We start from the raw sequence: 17,742 nt of genomic DNA on the forward strand, positions 1-17,742 counted from the left end.
TCCTCAATAACCCCAGGGTGTGAGAGTTCATCAGGGAGCTGTGAACCTATGTCATCTGTTCTGCTGCTGTTTGCCCATCCATCGCAACATAAATCGGAAGTGTGCATGCCCATGTACCGGGTTGCCCAGTCGGTGCCCGGAGTGACCTGCGTGGATCTCTATGCCGATTACCCCACCTTTAACATCGATATCGCCACAGAGCAGCAGCGCCTCAGTGCCCATCAACGAATTATCTGGCTTTTTCCTCTTTATTGGTATTCCACGCCTGCCATCCTCAAGGAATGGCAGGATCTGGTGCTTGAGTATGGTTTTGCCTATGGGCAGGGCGGTACTGCACTGCACGGGAAATCCCTGCTTTGCGCCCTGAGCGCGGGTGGCAGCGAAAGTTCATATTGCGCAGAGGGTTACAATCATTTTGGCCTGAGGCAACTGTTGTCACCCATCGAGCAAACCGCCTCCCTTATTGGCATGGACTACCTGCCACCTTTTGCGCTTTTCGGTGCCCGTTCGGCGGTGGAGGAGGGACGGCTCGAACCCCACCTCAAACGCTGGCAAGCGGTGCTGGAAGCACTGGTGGCAGGTGAAATACCGGATACCGGCTGTGGGGAAGGGGCACCGAAAAAGAGGGAGACCTTGTCATGACCGGGATTTTTCTGCAGGCCTTTGTTTACCTGCTTGCCGCTGTGCTCGCGGTGCCCCTTGCCAAGCGTTTGGGACTTGGCTCGGTGCTTGGCTACCTGGTCGCCGGCGTTGCCATTGGGCCTTTGTTGGGACTGGTTGGCCAGGAAACGCAAAGTATTCAGCACTTTGCCGAATTCGGCGTGGTGCTGATGCTGTTTCTGGTGGGGTTGGAGCTCGATGCAAAACAGCTGTGGCAGATGCGCCAGCGACTACTGGGGCTGGGCGGTTTGCAGGTGCTGCTGACCACAGGCGCGGTGGCGGGCCTGGCGCTGATATTGAACCAGCCATGGCAGGTAGCGCTGGCCCTCGGGATGATCTTTGCCATGTCATCCACCGCCATAGTGCTGCAATCCTTCAACGAGAAGGGCCTGGCCAAAACCGAAGGTGGTCGCGGTGGCTTCTCGGTGCTCTTGTTTCAGGATATTGCTGTGATCCCGATTCTGGCGATATTGCCGCTGTTGGCCCTTGGCGCCCCCCAGGTCGACGCCGGCCATGAGGATATGTCGCTGGTGGCCGGTTTGCCCGGCTGGGCAAATGCGCTGGTGGTGCTTGGCGCCATTGCCGCCGTGGTGTTTGGTGGGCGCTTTTTAACAAGGCCACTCTTTGGCTATGTGGCGCGTTCGGGTCTTCGGGAAGTGTTTACTGCGGCGGCGCTGATGATGGTGATTGGCATCGCCGCGCTCATGAGTCTGGTGGGCCTGTCGCCCGCACTGGGGACCTTTTTGGCCGGTGTAGTGCTGGCCAGCAGTGAATTCAGACATGAACTCGAGTCCACCATCGAGCCCTTCAAGGGCTTATTGTTGGGGCTCTTTTTTATCACTGTAGGCGCGGGTATCGACTTTGAGATGTTGCTGTCTCAGTTTGCGCTGGTGCTGGGGCTGGCACTCGGTGTGATGGTGATAAAGGCGCTGGTGCTCCTGCTGCTGGCAAAAATTTTCCGTTTGTCCGGTTCTGACAAGTGGCTGTTTGCGCTGTCGCTGGCACAGGCCGGGGAGTTTGGCTTTGTGCTGCTCGGCTACAGCCAGCAACAGGGTATCTTTGGCAGCGAGCTTGGCGGGCTTCTCTCTATGGTGGTGGCGCTCAGTATGTTTTTAACCCCGGGGCTCTTTATCCTGTATGAGCGGGTTATCCTGCCGAGGGTGACCCGCAGTACCAATGAACGTGAAGCCGATACCATAGACGAGCAGGGGCCGGTGATCATTGCCGGCATAGGCCGCTTTGGGCAGATAGTTAACCGCCTGCTCAGGGCCAACGGGGTGAAGACCGTGGTACTCGACCGGGAATACGCCCAGGTGGAACGACTGCGTGAAATCGAGATGAAGAGCTTTTTCGGGGATGTGAGTAACCCCGAGCTTTTACACACTGCGGGCATTGAATCGGCCAAGATGCTGGTGGTGGCCATCGATGATGTGGAAGGGGCCACAGCGCTTGTGCGCCACGTGCGCCAACACTATCCGCAGGTGGCGATTCTGGCCCGGGCCTTTGACAGGGGGCACTTCTATGCACTGACTGAAGCCGGGGCCGACTGGGTGGTGAGTGAAAGCTTCTACTCGGCGCTTAACATGGGGGGAGAGGCGCTGATACGTCTTGGTATGCATCCCTTTGCTGCCGAGCAGCGTAAAACGGCTATGGTGGAGCGGGAAAAAGCCCATGCAAGCGAGCTCTATGAGGCCTGGCTCGAGGTGCGGGATAATCTCGACCGACGCGAGCGCTATTTGAAGCTCTTTATCAAGCTGGAGGCGGCGCTCAAGGAAGACATGGGCAAGGATAGGATGGATGGCCACAGCCGCAGTTTGAGCGGCTGGACACCGCCGCCCAAGGGCTATGACAAGGAGCTGGCCTCACAGGAGGAGAGCATGCGCCCTCAAGCAGTAAAGGAGTGATCTGGGTTGGGCTTTTGATGAGCAGGCCTTAACACAAAAATGCCGGACTCAGTCCGGCTTTTTGCATTCTTGCAGGAGGCGCGCGAAGAACTCGCTGCCCTTGCGACGGGCAAAAGCGATATTGCGCTCGGGGATGCTTTCGGGTTCGTTGTAGCTCGCCAGCGCCGCCGCCATGCCTTCTTCGCGGATGATATGCAGCGTGGGATAGGGCGCGCGGTTGGTGAAATTGGCCGGATCATCCTGAGGCTCGCCGTCAAAACAATAGTCAGGATGAAAGCTTGCCAGCTGATAAGTGCCCTCATAGCCTTCTTCAACCAGTAAGTCTTCGGCGATACCGAGTAGGTCAAGATAGAGGTAAAAGCCCTCAAAGCCCCTTGGCAGGATAAAGAGGCTGGTTTCCACCTCGGGGTGTGTATCGAGAAACTGACACTCATCCAGCAAGGCTTGCAGCACCAATTCCATGCGGGTTTCGTTGCACACCTGATAGCGGATACTGTTTCGCTCCACTTCGCGGCGGGCGAAAGGGCAAATATTGTATTTCATGATCACCTTGGTGACCCAGGCGCGGGTCTCATCGGTGATGGCCTGAATTTCCTGCTGTTCGGACATATCGGGTGGCCTCTTGGTGGCTCGCTTTTGCTCGTTGGTCGCACATGGTAGAAACCCTGTTGCCAACACGCAATAAAAAAGCAGCCCGGAGGCTGCTTTTTTCATTTGGCTCCGACCAGGATCAGAAGGTCCACTTCATGCCAAGATTAACCGTGGTACCCAGCCCCTTGGTGTTATAACCGGGGAAGGTAAAGGCCTGAGAACGCGCCGAGTAGTAGTCTTCGTTCAGCAGGTTCTCTACCCCGAGGGTAAAGAGCAGCTGGTCTATACGATAATTACCGGCCAGATTCAGCAGCGAATAGCTGTCTACGGGGCCCTGGCTGCCGGTGTACTGACCATTGACCGGCTCGAAGCGTTTGCGGTCGCCCACATGCAGCCAGGTCAGTGACACACTGCTGTTGTCTGTGGTGGCCCAGTCAAGATAGGCGGCAAACTTGGGCGGGGTGATGGCCTGGCCATCCAGATAAATATCCTGATCGGTATCCTTGCCTTCCATCCAGCTGTAATTCGCGCCGAGGGTAAGCTCATCATTCACGTCATAGCTGGCCGCAAGCTCTACCCCTTTGATTTCCTGAGGCGCACGCACAGGTTCATAAATACCGCTGGCGGGGTTCAGTACGGTACGGGTACCGAGCTCTGACTTACTCAGGAAAACCGCGGCAGAGTAGCTGAAGGCCTCCCAATGGCCGTCGAAACCGGCTTCGTAATTATCAATGAGTGCCGCCTGTGACTGAATTTTTGCCAGGTCGTCCACCGTGGCGGTACGCAGCAGCAAGCCCAGATCCGATACATCCGCGCCCTGTGAAAAACTGATAAAAGGACTGAATACGGATGAACCCTTATACCTCAGGCCGATATTGTAAGTGTTGGCATCAAACTCAAGTTCACCGCCTTTTACCGCAACGGGTGTAGAGCATTGTGTTGCTGTGCGGCAAAGGCGCAGGGTCTGGTAGTCGTCCACTTCGATGGCCATCTGATCCCGGCGCACACCGGCCTTGAGAACCCAGTCTTCGGCAAACAGCCATTTGGCCTGCAGGTAGAAGGCGAGATTCTGCATGTCCATTTCAGGCACCCACATACGACCATCCACCAAGGGTTGGCTTGAAATATCCTGCAGGTAATCAATGCCATAGATTAAATCCAGCTCGGTATCGCCCAGGGTGAAATCCGAGTTAAAGTTGGCCCGAAGACCACGTTTTTCAGAGCGAATGATGGACTGACCGCCATCAAAGCCCTGCTCGGGATTGGCGAGGGTCAGGCTGTAAAAGAACACGTTTTCGATTTTCTGACCGTAGGCATCGATGGCAAATCGGGTATTGTCGAACAGCGCCAGGTCTTCGTACTTCACCATCAGGTTGTGGTTTCCATCGACACCCTGTGGCTCCCCGAGGATAAGGGTGTCGGGTCCTGCTTCGATGGCGTAGGTTTTCTCACCGGTGTTGACGCTGCCGGTGACATCCACCATGCGGGCATCCTGGGCGGAGCTGAAGTAGTTGTAAGTCAATTGCAGCGATTTTTCATCGTCGAAATTGAAATGGAATTTGGTAAAGAGGTTGTCCGTGGTGGTCTCTGACAGTCCGTATACCAGGCCAGGGACATCGCCTTCGGCATCCCGCTGCAGTCCATAATCATCACGGCTGGCGCTGATGAGGTAGCCCAGCTCTCCCACGCTGCCATTGAGTGCACCTTCAACCCGGCTGCCAACACTGTCTTCAAATTTCACGGCACTGAAACGGGTGGAAACGCCCAAAGTGCCGCCAATAGCGCCATCGGCCCCCGGCTTTTTGGTGATGTAATTGATAATGCCACCGGCCGCGCCGTTGCCATAAATGGAGGTGGCACCTTTGATGACCTCCACCCGCTCTATAGCGTTCATGTCGATGGAGCGAATGTCCAGCGAGCCGTTTCGCAGGGGAGTGGATTGAGGCACACCGTCAATCAAAATCAAAGCTTTACGGCCGCGGAGGGTTTGACCTGCGTTGCTGGAGGTGCCGGTGGCGGGCGACATGCCCGGCACCCGGGTTGCCAGCATATTCTGCAGTTCAGAGCTGATGCTCATTTCGGTGGCCAGGGTCTTGCTGTCAATAAGGGTGACAGAGGAAGGCACCTCATCGAGGCGCTCCGGCACCCGGCTGCCGGTCACTATCATGCGTTCAATGGCGATAGTGTCAGGGGACAAGGCTTCTGTCACCTCGGCAAAGGCGGGTGCAGCAGTGAGGGCCATCAAGGGAGAGAGCGCAATGGCAATAGGGGATAGCTTCATTTTCATTCCTTGGTGATACTTTATTTTTTGGGAATGATAATTACTATCAATAACAAATTCAGATTATTTACATATGTTGTAATTTTGTTGCGCCATGGCGGCGAGAATGGCGCCGGTAAAGTAAACTTTTGCAGACTGGTAATCCCCGGAGGGGAATATAAGCTTTTGTAGGCAACCTCTGGGGCACCGGCGCTTAGGCTTATGTCATCATCAGGCTGTCTTGATTGGTTATTTCAGGAGGAAATAGGTCATGAACTTTAAAGTTTCGTCAATACTGGCTGCTACACTGGCGATTTCTGCTGCGCTATTTGCCAATGCTGTGCTGGCCGATGACTGGTTTAAAATTGCCGATAAGGTGGTGGACTATAAGTCGGAAACAGACGAGGTCACCCCGAAATTTGACAAGAAAAACGTTACCCATATCAGGCTGGTTTGCACTCAGGGAACGGTTAATTTGCATAAAATAGTGCTGCACATGAGTGATGGTTCCGATAAAGAGGTGGATAACCTCGGCGTGCTCACCGATGGCATGTCCAGCCGGGTGATCAGTGTGCCCAAGGGGGACGCCACGCTGAAAAAAATCTCCCTTAAATACGACTCTGTGGGCAGCAAGGAAATGGCACTGCTTGGACTGACGAAAAAAGCCCATGTGGATGTGATGGGCAAGGATGACGACAAAGATAAATCGGAATAAACTAAAGCCCAATTGTGGATGCTGCGTTTACGCTTGTAATATCGCCTTGCGACTCTCAGCCCATCACCTGGTGGGCTGAGGCTTTAATCCAACGTGTGTTTGAGTGCATTGTCTGGGGCACAAGTACACCTATCCATTCTCACGCCCCGGTTGGGTTGCAGTGCATACAGCTTTTCAGAACACCCTGTTCGGTCTCGTTATAAAAAACTGTAATTATTGATATTTTCACATTTCTTCATGTTTCTTTACCCTGGTGCTCAGGACGTTTTTGCTGTCTAGCAAGTAGAGCGTTTCTGCCTGTACTGTGCTGGATTTCCTTGCATGCCGCTGCCCTCGCTATTTTTCCTGACTCCCTCCCGGCGGCCCTTGTCGATGCTTTTCTTCTGAAGCCAATTAAAAATCCGGTTGATCTTTACATTATCTTTACTTATTTTATACAAATGTAAGCGCTTACATTTGGTTTCAGAAGGAAACATCGGCAGTAGTTAGCGCTGGCATGGCTAAATTTATCCATAAAAACAGTGGGTTGGGCTGCAATGATGATGAAGAATTCTGGAACGAGCAAGTATCTTTCCTTTGGACTGCTTGCGGCGGCGCTGCAGGGGTGCGGGGGAGACACCAATACCGGCACCGATTTGGGCTCGGTCAACCTTGAAGGTCCGTCAACCGGTTGGGAGCTGGTGTGGAGCGACGAGTTTGACGGCAGCAGCATAGACGCGGCCAAATGGGCGCATGAAGTGGATTGTGCCGGAGGCGGCAATCAGGAGTCTCAATGCTATACCGCAGATGAGGCTAACTCCTTCGTTGCCGATGGCATGTTGAACATAGTGGCACTGAAGGCGCCCGAAGGTGCTGATAAGCCTTATACCTCTGCACGACTGACAACCAAAGGCAAGGCGGATTTCACCTTTGGCCGCATTGAAATGCGGGCGAAATTGCCGTCGGGGCAGGGCAGCTGGCCTGCCTTCTGGATGCTGCCTACGGACAATGTTTACGGCATCTGGCCCAGAAGCGGCGAAATCGATATTGTGGAAGCGGTGAATCTTAAAGCCGCCACTGCTGAGGGCACTCCTGAAGCCTATGTCCACGGCACCCTTCACTACGGTCGTGAGTGGCCCAAGAACGAGCAATCCGGCAAAGCCTATCTGCTGCCCAATGGCGTCAATCCAGCCGATGATTTTCATACCTATGCCATTGAGTGGCAGCAGGGGGAAATCCGCTGGTACGTGGACGACTATCTTTTTGCCACCCAGCGGCGCTCTGAACTGAGGTACAACTCCAAGGGGCAGGCGGTTGGTCTGGCTCACAAAGGCTGGTTTACGGAATATTACGATCAGTCCAGCGGCGACCTGCAGCTCAGCTGGACCGATGCGCCATTTGATGAAAAATTCCATCTCATCGTTAACTTCGCCGTGGGTGGCAACTGGCCAGCCTCGGTAAACGAAACCGGTATCGACGATACCGCCTTTAACGAGAACAACAGATATCAAATTGACTTTGTCAGGGTTTATGAGTGTTCTGCCAACCCTGATACCGGCAAGGGCTGTGAGACTGTGCGTCCGGGCTATGACAAGCCAGACGATGCGTTGGTGGAAGGCAAGGCACCTGTGCCTGTACCGCCTTCTGATGGCACGCCAAAAGATCTGCTGATTTTTGACAGCACCCCCAACCCCAACTGGGCTGCATGGGATTGCTGCGGTGGTTCTACTCCAGGCTTGGTGGAGGATGCCGACAAGGGCGCCGTGTATCGCTTTGTGGTAGGTGACAGCCCCACAGTCAACGGCTTTATCAGCCGCGCGGCCTTCATTACCGATCCGGCTGGTGTGCCCAGTCCTTTTGATGCCGCGCCCATTGAGACAAGCGGCGTATTAAGCTTTGCCATGAAGGTGGTGAGTGCCCCGTCAAATGCCGACTCGACCTGGATGATGAAGGTTGAAAGCAACGAAGGTGCGACCGCCGTTGAACTGCCGCTTACCGCAAGCAGTGAAGGTGTGGCACCGGCAGTGGGCCAGTGGCAAACCTTCAGTTTCCCGCTGTCTGAACTTGCAGCCAAGGGCCTGGATTTGTCTGCCATTGATGTGGTGATGGTGTTCCCTGCGTGGGGCACCGGCAGCGGCGCCGAGTATCTGTTGGATGAAGTTAAGATTGCCCGTCCCGACACCAGCCTGCCGTCACTGACCATCTTTACCGACAACGAGAACCCCGATTGGCCCATGTGGGACTGCTGTGGTGGCTCGACCCCGCAGGTGGTATCCGATGATGCAGAGCACGGCATAGTGTCCGAGTTCACCATTGGTGCCAGCCCTACCGTAATGGGGTATATCAATCGCACCGAGCTGGGTGGCGGTGGCAATCCCTTCGATGCCTCATCCCTGTATGACAATGGCGTAGTGCAATTTGATCTTAAGGTCGTCACCGCGCCCAATACCGCCGATGCGCCCTGGCTGTTCAAGGTTGAATCCAACAATGCGGCCTCTGCGGTGGAGCTGCCGTTAACCAGCAGCGTTGAAGGCATGGCGCCATCTGCACAGTGGCAAACCTTCAGCTTCCGCCTGTCGACTCTGGCCGATGCGGGATTGGATTTAAGCGCCATCGATGTGTTGATGGTATTCCCCGCCTGGGGACAGGGTGAAGGCGCTGTCTATCGCATTGATAACGTTAAAATCCATCAACCCGGCTCCGGCGGCGCCATGAATGCCCTGAGTCTGTTTGCCGACACTGTGGCCGATGCCTGGTCAATCTGGGATTGCTGCGGCGGCTCAACCCCCACAGTTGAGGCCGATGATGCAGCCCATGGTGCCGTCGCTGAGTATGTGATTGGCGCGCAGCCGACTGTAGTGGGCTTCTTCGCCGATGACGGAGTCTATTACGATGCGTCCGCTGCTGTGGAGACTGGTGTGGTGCGGTTTGAGATGAAGCTGGTTTCGGCACCGAATGACCCAGGCTCGGTGTGGAAATTCAAGATTGAATCCGGTGATGCCAGTACCGCTGCTGAGCTGAACCTGACCGACAGTGTCGAAGGCAGTGCACCTGTTGTAGGCCAGTGGCAGACCTACACTTTCCCGCTTAAGACCCTGGCCGATATGGGGCTGGATGCCAGTGCCATTGATGTGGTGATGGTGTTCCCTGCGTGGGGGACCGGTGAGGGGGCGGTGTTCCGTTTGGATAACGCACTGATAGGCACGCCCTGATACACCTAACCCTTTGGCATGAATGGGAATGGCCCGCCGGAGCTTGTGATTTGTCCGGTGTGGCCGCAGCGAAAGAATAAGAGGCAATTATGTTAGATAAGGCATTTAAGCGTAACCGGTTGTCTGCCACGCTGGCAGCTATCCTCGGCGTTGGCGCCATCCCGCTGGCATGGGCTGCTGATGACGCGACCCCCGCAGCCGATGGCGTTGTGGCGGCCCAGAACGAATTGGAAGAAACCATCGAAGTGATCGAAATTCGTGGGATCCGGGGCAGTTTGTACCGCTCCATGGACTTAAAGCGCGGCGCCAACGGTGTTGTGGATGCGATTTCAGCCGAGGAGCTCGGTAAATTTCCCGATACCAACCTCGCTGAATCCTTACAGCGGATCACCGGGGTAACCGTCAGCCGTGCCAACGGCGAAGGCAGCCAGATCACGGTGCGGGGTTTTGGTCCCGAGTTCAACCTTATCACGCTCAATGGCAGGCAGATGCCGGGCACGGGTTATACCCGTTCCTATAATCTGGAGAACCTCTCCTCTGAGGGGGTGAAGACCCTTGAGGTGGTTAAAACCGCCAGGGCCGATGTGCCCACCGGTGGACTCGGCGGAACGGTTAATATAGTTACCCACAAGCCGCTGGATAACCCCGGCCAGGCATTTACCTTCTCTGGCAAGGGTATTTACGATGAGTCCAATGTGCACGGTGATGATGTAACACCAGCGCTGGCGGCCATTTACAGCAACACTCTGTTTGATGACCGTTTTGGCGTACTGGTATCTATTTCTCATCAGGAGCGGGACTTCCAGCAGCAAACTGCCAACAGTCAGGGCTGGATTGCCCAGACTGACAATGGCCGCTTGCCAACACTGGCTGGCGATAAAGGCATAGACGGGCGCGAAACCGATGCCGATGGCAATCCGATTGCCCGCTTTCGCGATGCCGAAGGCAATGCGGTGGCCCCGTTTTTCTTCCCCCGTGATATGAACTTCAGTATCAATGATGTGGAACGTGAACGCACCAACGGCATGGTCACCCTGCAGTTTGTGGCAGCGGATAATTTGATACTGACTGCCGACTATGTGGCAACCCGGGCGCTGACCGCATCCAACGGTTTTGGTTGGGGGATCTGGAACTCCTCTACAGATGGTTCTCCGGTGATTGGCTATGAACTCGATGCCAACGGCACAGCGCTATATTCCGACATCCGTGGTGGTGATGGCTCCTTTACCGCCAATCGCAATACCACAGAGGTGAATGCCGAGTCCGTTGGCCTGAATATCGATTGGAGCCCCAACGAAGCCTGGCGCTTTACCCTGGACTATCACAACTCCTCCAACGAAATCGACAATGGTGCCGATAAAGGCCTGGGCAGTGACGGGCAGGTGATCCTGGGTTCGGATAAACTGATTTCCAAGGTCTACGACTATCGTACCGGTGAGGTGCCCCATTTTCTGATCAACTGGAACAATGGCACCCATGTGCTGGATGCCGGCGATATTGACTCCAACTTCAGTCAGTTCATCCACTCACCGGGTGAGAGTGAGATTGAGCAGGTGCAATTCAACACCAACTGGTACCCCGAGTTCAGCGAGCATCTGGTGAAGGTGGACTTTGGCGCGGCTTACACCAAGCAGACCATGTCGGGCACCAGTGCCTGGAGCGGCCTGCGTGGCGGCCCCGGATTTAATCCGTCCTATGCGGAAATTTTCCCCGATGCCATGTTTGTGTTGCAGGATGCCTCCGGCTTGCTTGATGCCCTTGGCGGTGGCGGCAGTGCACTCATGCCCGATTACTACTACGCCTACAATTTCGATGAGGCCGTCGCCCGCCAGCTGGCCTTTATCACCCCCGAGATAGCCGGTGACAACTATTACTCCATCGATCCTTACTTTGATGGCATCGACAGCGCCACCCTGGTGGAAGAAAAGACTCTGGCGCTTTATCTCACCACCCAATGGGGTTTTGACATTGGCAATGTGCCGGTGAATGTGAATCTGGGGCTCAGATACGAGCAAACCGATGCATCGAGCACCGTGAAACAGCGGGTGGAGAGTCAGGTGGTGTGGGCAAGTCCCACCGAGTGGATCATGCAGTATGCTCCCGGTGGCGATGATAACTACTTCACCCAGGGCGGTGATTACGATGTCTGGCTGCCGATGCTGGATATCAGCGCCGAGCCGCTGGAAGATGTCGTCGTGCGCTTCTCCGCCGGTAAAACCATCGCAAGGCCTTTGCTTGGTGATATGGTGGCCGGCAGAAACCTGAGCGGCAGCCCCAAGATTGGTGCCCGCCGTGGCAGCCTTGGTAACCCCGGGCTGTTGCCGCTGGAATCGGTCAATCTGGATTTGTCATTTGAGTACTACTATGGCGATGCGAGCTACGCCTCGGTTGGCTTGTTTAAAAAGTACGCCGATAACTATGTGTCTCAAAAAACCACTCAGCTGACCATCGAAGGGTTACACGACGTCTATAACAGCCCCCGTTATCAGGAGGCTATCAGCCAGCTTGAAGCGGCAGGTACGCCGGTCAGCGAAAACAGCATCTTTGCCCAGATGATTGCCAATGGACATGGCAATGCCGATGGCCAGATAGTGCCCCTTGCCAGCGACCCGCTGATTGTATGGGATATCACCAGTCCCTTTAACAGTGACAGCAAGACAGTCCAGGGGATAGAGCTGGCGCTGCAGCATGTGTTTGGCGAAACCGGCTTTGGTGTGGGTGTTAACGGTACCTTCGTCGAAGGGGATGTGACCTACGATCCCTATAGCCTGGCACCGCAAAATCCGCTCAGTGGTATCGGTGATTCGGCTAACTTCCAGGCCTTTTATGAGAAAGATGGCTTGTCGGTGAAGTTGACTTACGCCTGGCGAGACAGCTACCTGATTGGTGTGGGTCAGTCCCAGGGCTCTGCCGATGCACCCCCACAGTTTGCCAAGACCTTCGGCCAGCTCGATGCCAGCATCAACTACGATGTGAACGAGCATCTGACGGTGTTTTTTGAGGGCATTAACCTCAATAACGAAACCGAAGAAGGGTATGGCCGATTCGAGGAGCAGTTCCTGTTTGCCCGGCAGTACGGCAGCCGTTACTCCCTCGGCGCCCGGGTGCGCTTCTAAGCTTATTCCTGTAAAACAGGCATAGATGAAAAACGCCGGGCATTGCCCGGCGTTTTTATGTGGCTGGTGGAATGTGAGTCAGGCTCCGCACTCATCACTCAGCATTCAAAACTGATTTCGTAGCCCGTGTATTTGCGAATATTGATTACACCGGTATCAAAAATCAGGTACTGGCCCTTGATGCCGGTCAGCACCGCATCGATAAGCGGTTCCTTGTCCAGGTTGAATGACTTCACCTTGGTGGGAAACGCTGACACCGGGAACGCAATGGGCTGTGGTTGGCTCACCAGTTCCTGCACCGCATCCTCGCCATATTGATTGCGAACCTCTGCAATCACAGGCGCCACTTCACTGAGTAAACGCGCGGCTTCGGCGGCCAAATCCATATTGGCATTGTTACCCTTGAGCATGGCCTGCCAGTGGGTTTTATCGGCCACGAGCTTGGCGATTTCCACTTCAATCAGCCCCGATATTTTACGGGAAGCCACTTTGAGAATAGGCAGACCCTGTGTTGCGCCCTGATCTATCCAGCGGGTAGGGATCTGGGTGTGACGGGTAATGCCCACCTTAAGCCCGGATGTGTTCGACAGGTACACAAAGTGGGGCACAAAGCAGTGGCTGTCGCCCCACTCAGGCTCGCGGCAGGTACCCTGGTCGTAATGGCAGGTTTCGGGTTTCAGGATGCACATGTCGCAGCTGGCGAGTTTTTGCATGCACACATAGCAGTGGCCTTCGGAGTAGCTTTTCTTGGTCTTCTTGCCGCAATTACAGCAATAGATATTGCCCGAGAAGATGAGCTTCACTGGCTTTCCAATCAGCGGATTCAGTGCGATTTCGTGCTCACCAATGGGCAGGCGATAACTGGCCTGACCCTGCTCATCGAGCCCGGTGCGCATTTTTCTTAATGTTCCTTGCATAACACTCTCAATTGCGTTGGAGCCGTCTGCGGTGGCGCTGGCTCTTTTTGAATTTGCCCAGAGTGTACCAGTCTTGGCCTGGAAGATAAAAAAAGCCGCGGCAGATGCCGCGGCAAAGACCTCACCCTTGGGCCGCTACCTGGCGGTGTTGGCCCCGGGCTTTCCCACTTAAGTACACAAGCAAAGGTGTCAGAAGTTGTAACGTGCGCCTATGGAGTAACGGGCGGAGTTTTGCTGAGCCAGCAGCATCTGCTCCTCATAACGGCCGTAAACGCGTTTTTCCTGTTCCAGAATGTTGATGCCTTCTGCGAAGATGGACAGGTTATCGGTGAGCTGATAGCTCACGCTGATGTCCAGCTGACCAAAGGCTTCGGTAAACTGCGGTGCAGGACCACCGGCTTCTGCCTGACCCATGCCTGACAGGAAGGTGTCACGCCAGTTGTAGGCCAGACGACCCTGCAGGCCATCTTTCTCATAGAACACGGAGAAGTTGGCGGTGTCTGACATGCCGGGCAGGGCAAACTGCTCATCCACACGCTCAACGTCGTAATCAATGTCACCATTCACCAGGGTGTAGTTAACGGCAAAGCCGAAGCCTGAATCCCACAGCCAATGTTGCCAGGCCAGCTCAACGCCGTTGATGTTCATCTGGTTCACGTTGTTGGGCTTTTTGATGTTCCAGCTGGCGACCGGATCGCTGCCGTCCTGTTCAACACGGTTGTCAGCGTTACCGTAACCATTGTCGAGCAGCCACTGGAACACGGCTTCATCACTTGGGGTTTCGTTATTGGCAATCAGCTCAGCACGGGCCTGCTCGGCGGCAGCGCCCAGGTATGGGTCACGCAGCCAGTCGTACTTCACTTCTTCGATGACGTCGGCGAGGAAGTTATCGACTTCTTTATTGAAGTAACCAACAGACACATAGCTGGCGTCGTCGTAGTAGTACTCCAGCGACAGATCGATGTTGTTGGAGCTGTATGGCTTGAGTCCGGGGTTACCCGCAAAGCCGGTGCGCGAACCCACTTTGGGGATAGGCGTCAGCGAGGTGGTAGCGCGCATAGCGCCCAGATTTGGACGGGCCATGGTGCGACTGTAGGAGAAACGCGCCATCACGTTTTCCATCAGCTCCAGATTGATATCCAGATTCGGCAGGAACTCTTTGTAGTCGTGGCTTTCGTCACTGAACGTGAAATCGTCGGCAAAGACGGTTTGCCACTCGGTGGGGTTGAGCCACACCAGTTTTTCGGCCTCCTGCTGCATGGAGCTGGCAATGACATCGGTTTGCTCATAGCGCAGGCCGGCAACGATGTTCAATGGCATGTTATTGAACTCGCTGTCGATATTTACCTGTATATAGGCTGCTGTGGTGTCTTCTTTGATCCGGTGGTCGTCCTGCCATGGCGCGGACACGTATTCCACATCGTACAGGGCCTGGGCTTTGTCCATGGCCGCTTGCTGATTGTAGGTATAGTAGTAAGGGATCAGCAGATCGCTGCCGCCGCCGCTGAAATCGGACAGGAAGTCACTGCCCAGGCCAACGTAGCTCACATCATCCTTCCACAGCCCCATATTGCCATACCAACCGGCGCTGATAGGGCCTGTGTAAGAGCCCTGGGCGTGGGTTTCCATGGAGGTGAAAGACACACCAAAGTCGATGGAGGACAGGGCGTCACTGTTTTCGTTCAGCCAGCGACCGTCAAATTGATACTGGTTTACATCGGTCTCGTTACGGCCTGCGCGCACACCGGCAAACAGAGAGGCGTAATGCTCGGGCAGCAGATGTGGTTCGCCGTTGGGGTTCAGGGTGCCATAGTTGGCGCCAAGTAATGGGATTTCGGTACCTGTGGCATCGTAGGTTTTATCGGCCACGTTCAATGCACCAAGGATAAAGAAGATATTGTCGGCGTAATTGCCCAACTTCCCTTCGGCGGTGGCGTTGGAGTCGTGGGCATCGAAGCTCAGCAGCAGGTTATCCGTGGCCTGCCATTCGATATTGAAACCCAGCGACTTGTTGATATTGTCAGAGGCGTTCTGATTCATGGTGCCCGAGTAATCACCACCCACTTCGGTCACATAGTCAAAAGTGCCGTTTTCATTGATATGGGCGTAGGTGGCGTTGCCCGGACCCGAGAACCATAGACCCCAGGTATCTGTATTTGATACATCAGACAGCTTGGAATAGGTGTAATCCAGGGTCATTTCAATGGTATCGGATGGCGCATACTGGAACACCAGCTGGGCGTTGGTACGCTCACGCTCGGTATCCTGACTGGCATAGCCGATGTTACGGGCATAGAAGGTGTTGCCGTAGGGGTTTTTGTTCTCGTTTACCACAACCGCATTGGGGTTCAGTTCGCCGTGAATGTTCTGGCGCCAGCCATCGATGGTGGCTTTCTTGAGGTTGCTGTCACGTTCCTGATAAGAGGCATTCAGCCCGAAGCCCAGGGTGTCGTCCAGGAAGGTGTTGCTGAAAATACCGGAGATTTCGGGGGTGATGGAGCTGCCATCTTCCACATTGGTGTCGTGATGACCCTTAACGCCGAAACTGGCCACCAAACCACGGGTATCGAAGGGGCGGGCAGTGCGGATATTGATGGTAGAACCCATACCACCTGAGCTGATGTCCGACTTGCTGGTCTTGTAAACTTCGACACCACTGACTGCATCGGATGACAGGTTGGCGAATTCGAAAGAGCGGGTGGACTCACCGGCCACCTGGGCGGTGGGCATGGTGCGATTGTTCAGCAGCACCAGGTTAAAATCCGGGCCAAGGCCGCGCACAGTCACCTTACTACCTTCGCCGTTAATACGGTCGATAGACACACCGGTAATACGCTGCAGTGATTCGGCGAGGTTGGTGTCGGGGAATTTACCGATATCTTCGGCAGAAATGGCGTCTACCACACCGGCAGACTGACGTTTCAGTTCCATCGACTTGGCCTGTGAGCCGCGGATACCTTTCACCTGAATGACTTCGATATTGCCTTCGGCAATGGGGGCTTCTTCGGCCATAACAGGCACGGCAGTCAACAGGCCCATCATCAGTGAAACCTGGGTAGCCAACATGGATTTTTTGAATTGTAAGGGTCGCATCAAGTTCCTCTCCTTTATACCCGGAACCGCATCAGGGGTTCGGGACATTATTGTTGTAAAGCTTACTTGCTGGCATACAACTCTCCCTTGTCAGCACAAATGTAAGCGCTTACATAAGTTAGGTTGAGTAAGGTTTTATGTCAACCACTCTGATGGTGGATGTTGAATAAATGTTTTGTTTGAATGCAGGAGTTGGTGTTTTGCTTTTGTTTTTAAAGGAATTTTATTCGGCCAGAAAAAAGGGTGAGCACGCTGGCTCACCCTTTTTATGATAAAAATGCTTAACGTGTGATAACAGAATCGCGAACCACCAACTCAGGCTCAAAGCGGTGGCAAAAAGTCACGTCGGTTTGGTCATACACCTCGCGCAGTACCCAATGGGCCGCCATGCGTCCCATGTCCTGAATGGGGTTACACACGGTGGTCAGTTTGGGCGAGATATAACGGGGGAAGGGGATATTATCGAATCCCACAAAGGAGATATCTTCCGGCACCCGCAGACCCCGCTCCAAACACTGGGCGATGGCGCCCGATGCCATCTGATCGTTTGCGCACACCACAGCGGTAAAGTCCCGTCCCCGGGAGAGCAACTCAGCCATGGCCTCATAGCCACCTTCTTCACGAAAGTCCCCTTCATAAAAGAGGTTTTCATCAAAGGCAATGCCTTGCTCGGCCAATGCCTGGCGATGACCTTCGAGACGTTCTCTGGCATCGAGCTTAAACAGCGGCCCTGAGATATAGGCTATCTGTTTGTGGCCCTTTTCCAGTACATGGCGGCTGGCGAGCAGACCACCCTGAAGGTTATTCAGGTGCACGCAGCGCTCATCGATGCCATCCACATGCCGGTTTATCAGTACCACCGGGGTTTTCCCCTGACACAGCTCAACCAAATAGCCGTTGGAGAGGATTTCGGCATCCACAATCAGGGCGTCACAGCCCCGGGAGAGCAGAAACTCCACACCGTCTTTTTCCTGCGCCGCATCGCTGTGACCGGCTGCGATGATAACGTGCTTATTGGCAGCCCGCAGCGCCGATTCCACCTCCCGCATCATGGGGCCGTAGAAGGGACCATCCAGCTGCGACACCAGTACTCCCACGCTGTTTGAGCGGTTGGAGGCCAGTGATTGGGCGATGGTATTGGGGCGATAGTCCAGCTTTGCCATGGCATCGTGGACCTTTTGACGGGTCTTGTCACTGACCTTGCCGGTGTTGTTCACCACCCTGGAAACGGTCGCCAGTGACACGCCTGCCAGAAAGGAAACATCATAAATAGTGGCCATATGCGCGGGCTTTCC

At 54.8% G+C, this 17,742-nt stretch carries 10 protein-coding genes; 5 read left to right on the top strand and 5 right to left on the bottom strand.

Translation table 11 applies throughout. From position 1 onward, the window contains the following. Positions 1-48: 48 nt before the first annotated feature. Together K0H63_RS07465 and K0H63_RS07470 are read left to right on the top strand one after the other, a co-directional pair. Complete coding sequence (locus tag K0H63_RS07465) at positions 49-642, top strand: NAD(P)H-dependent oxidoreductase (RefSeq protein ID WP_220067392.1); 594 nt, start codon at positions 49-51, stop codon at positions 640-642. Further along, on the top strand, positions 639-2,564 hold the full coding sequence (locus tag K0H63_RS07470; protein ID WP_220067393.1) for a monovalent cation:proton antiporter-2 (CPA2) family protein: 1,926 nt from the start codon (positions 639-641) through the stop codon (positions 2,562-2,564). The genes K0H63_RS07465 and K0H63_RS07470 overlap by 4 nt, the downstream gene beginning before the upstream one ends. 48 nt (positions 2,565-2,612) lie before the next feature. Here the strand turns inward: K0H63_RS07470 and K0H63_RS07475 are convergent, their stop codons facing one another. Continuing rightward, positions 2,613-3,173, bottom strand: a complete 561-nt coding sequence (locus K0H63_RS07475; RefSeq protein WP_220067394.1) for a DUF1415 domain-containing protein — start codon at positions 3,171-3,173, stop codon at positions 2,613-2,615. 121 nt (positions 3,174-3,294) lie between these two features. Further along, positions 3,295-5,436: a TonB-dependent receptor gene (locus K0H63_RS07480; protein ID WP_220067395.1), complete on the bottom strand. Its 2,142-nt coding sequence runs from the start codon at positions 5,434-5,436 to the stop codon at positions 3,295-3,297. A gap of 250 nt (positions 5,437-5,686) precedes the next feature. On the opposite strand from K0H63_RS07480, the gene K0H63_RS07485 reads away from it, so the two are divergent. From K0H63_RS07485 to K0H63_RS07495, 3 genes are all read left to right on the top strand, one after another. Next, complete coding sequence (locus tag K0H63_RS07485; protein WP_220067396.1) at positions 5,687-6,130, top strand: DUF2541 family protein; 444 nt, start codon at positions 5,687-5,689, stop codon at positions 6,128-6,130. A 539-nt stretch (positions 6,131-6,669) separates the two neighbouring features. Further along, on the top strand, positions 6,670-9,321 hold the full coding sequence (locus K0H63_RS07490; protein WP_434086752.1) for a family 16 glycosylhydrolase: 2,652 nt from the start codon (positions 6,670-6,672) through the stop codon (positions 9,319-9,321). Between the two features lie 89 nt (positions 9,322-9,410). Then, positions 9,411-12,437 carry a TonB-dependent receptor gene (locus K0H63_RS07495; RefSeq protein WP_220067398.1) on the top strand — a complete coding sequence of 1,009 codons (3,027 nt, stop codon included), beginning with the start codon at positions 9,411-9,413 and terminating at the stop codon, positions 12,435-12,437. Between the two features lie 98 nt (positions 12,438-12,535). Here K0H63_RS07495 and K0H63_RS07500 read toward each other — a convergent pair whose 3' ends face one another. The 3 genes from K0H63_RS07500 to K0H63_RS07510 all read right to left on the bottom strand — a co-directional run bounded on the left by K0H63_RS07500 (position 12,536) and on the right by K0H63_RS07510 (position 17,727). Beyond that, entirely contained in the window at positions 12,536-13,354 is an 819-nt protein-coding gene (locus K0H63_RS07500) for a DUF2797 domain-containing protein (RefSeq protein ID WP_220067399.1), read from the bottom strand. Between the two features lie 189 nt (positions 13,355-13,543). Further along, complete coding sequence (locus tag K0H63_RS07505) at positions 13,544-16,447, bottom strand: TonB-dependent receptor (protein WP_258405673.1); 2,904 nt, start codon at positions 16,445-16,447, stop codon at positions 13,544-13,546. 281 nt (positions 16,448-16,728) lie between these two features. After that, complete coding sequence (locus tag K0H63_RS07510; RefSeq protein WP_220067400.1) at positions 16,729-17,727, bottom strand: LacI family DNA-binding transcriptional regulator; 999 nt, start codon at positions 17,725-17,727, stop codon at positions 16,729-16,731. Between the last annotated feature and the right edge of the window lie 15 nt (positions 17,728-17,742).

Origin of the sequence: Shewanella zhangzhouensis, from assembly GCF_019457615.1 — a bacterium.
GTDB lineage: Bacteria > Pseudomonadota > Gammaproteobacteria > Enterobacterales > Shewanellaceae > Shewanella > Shewanella zhangzhouensis.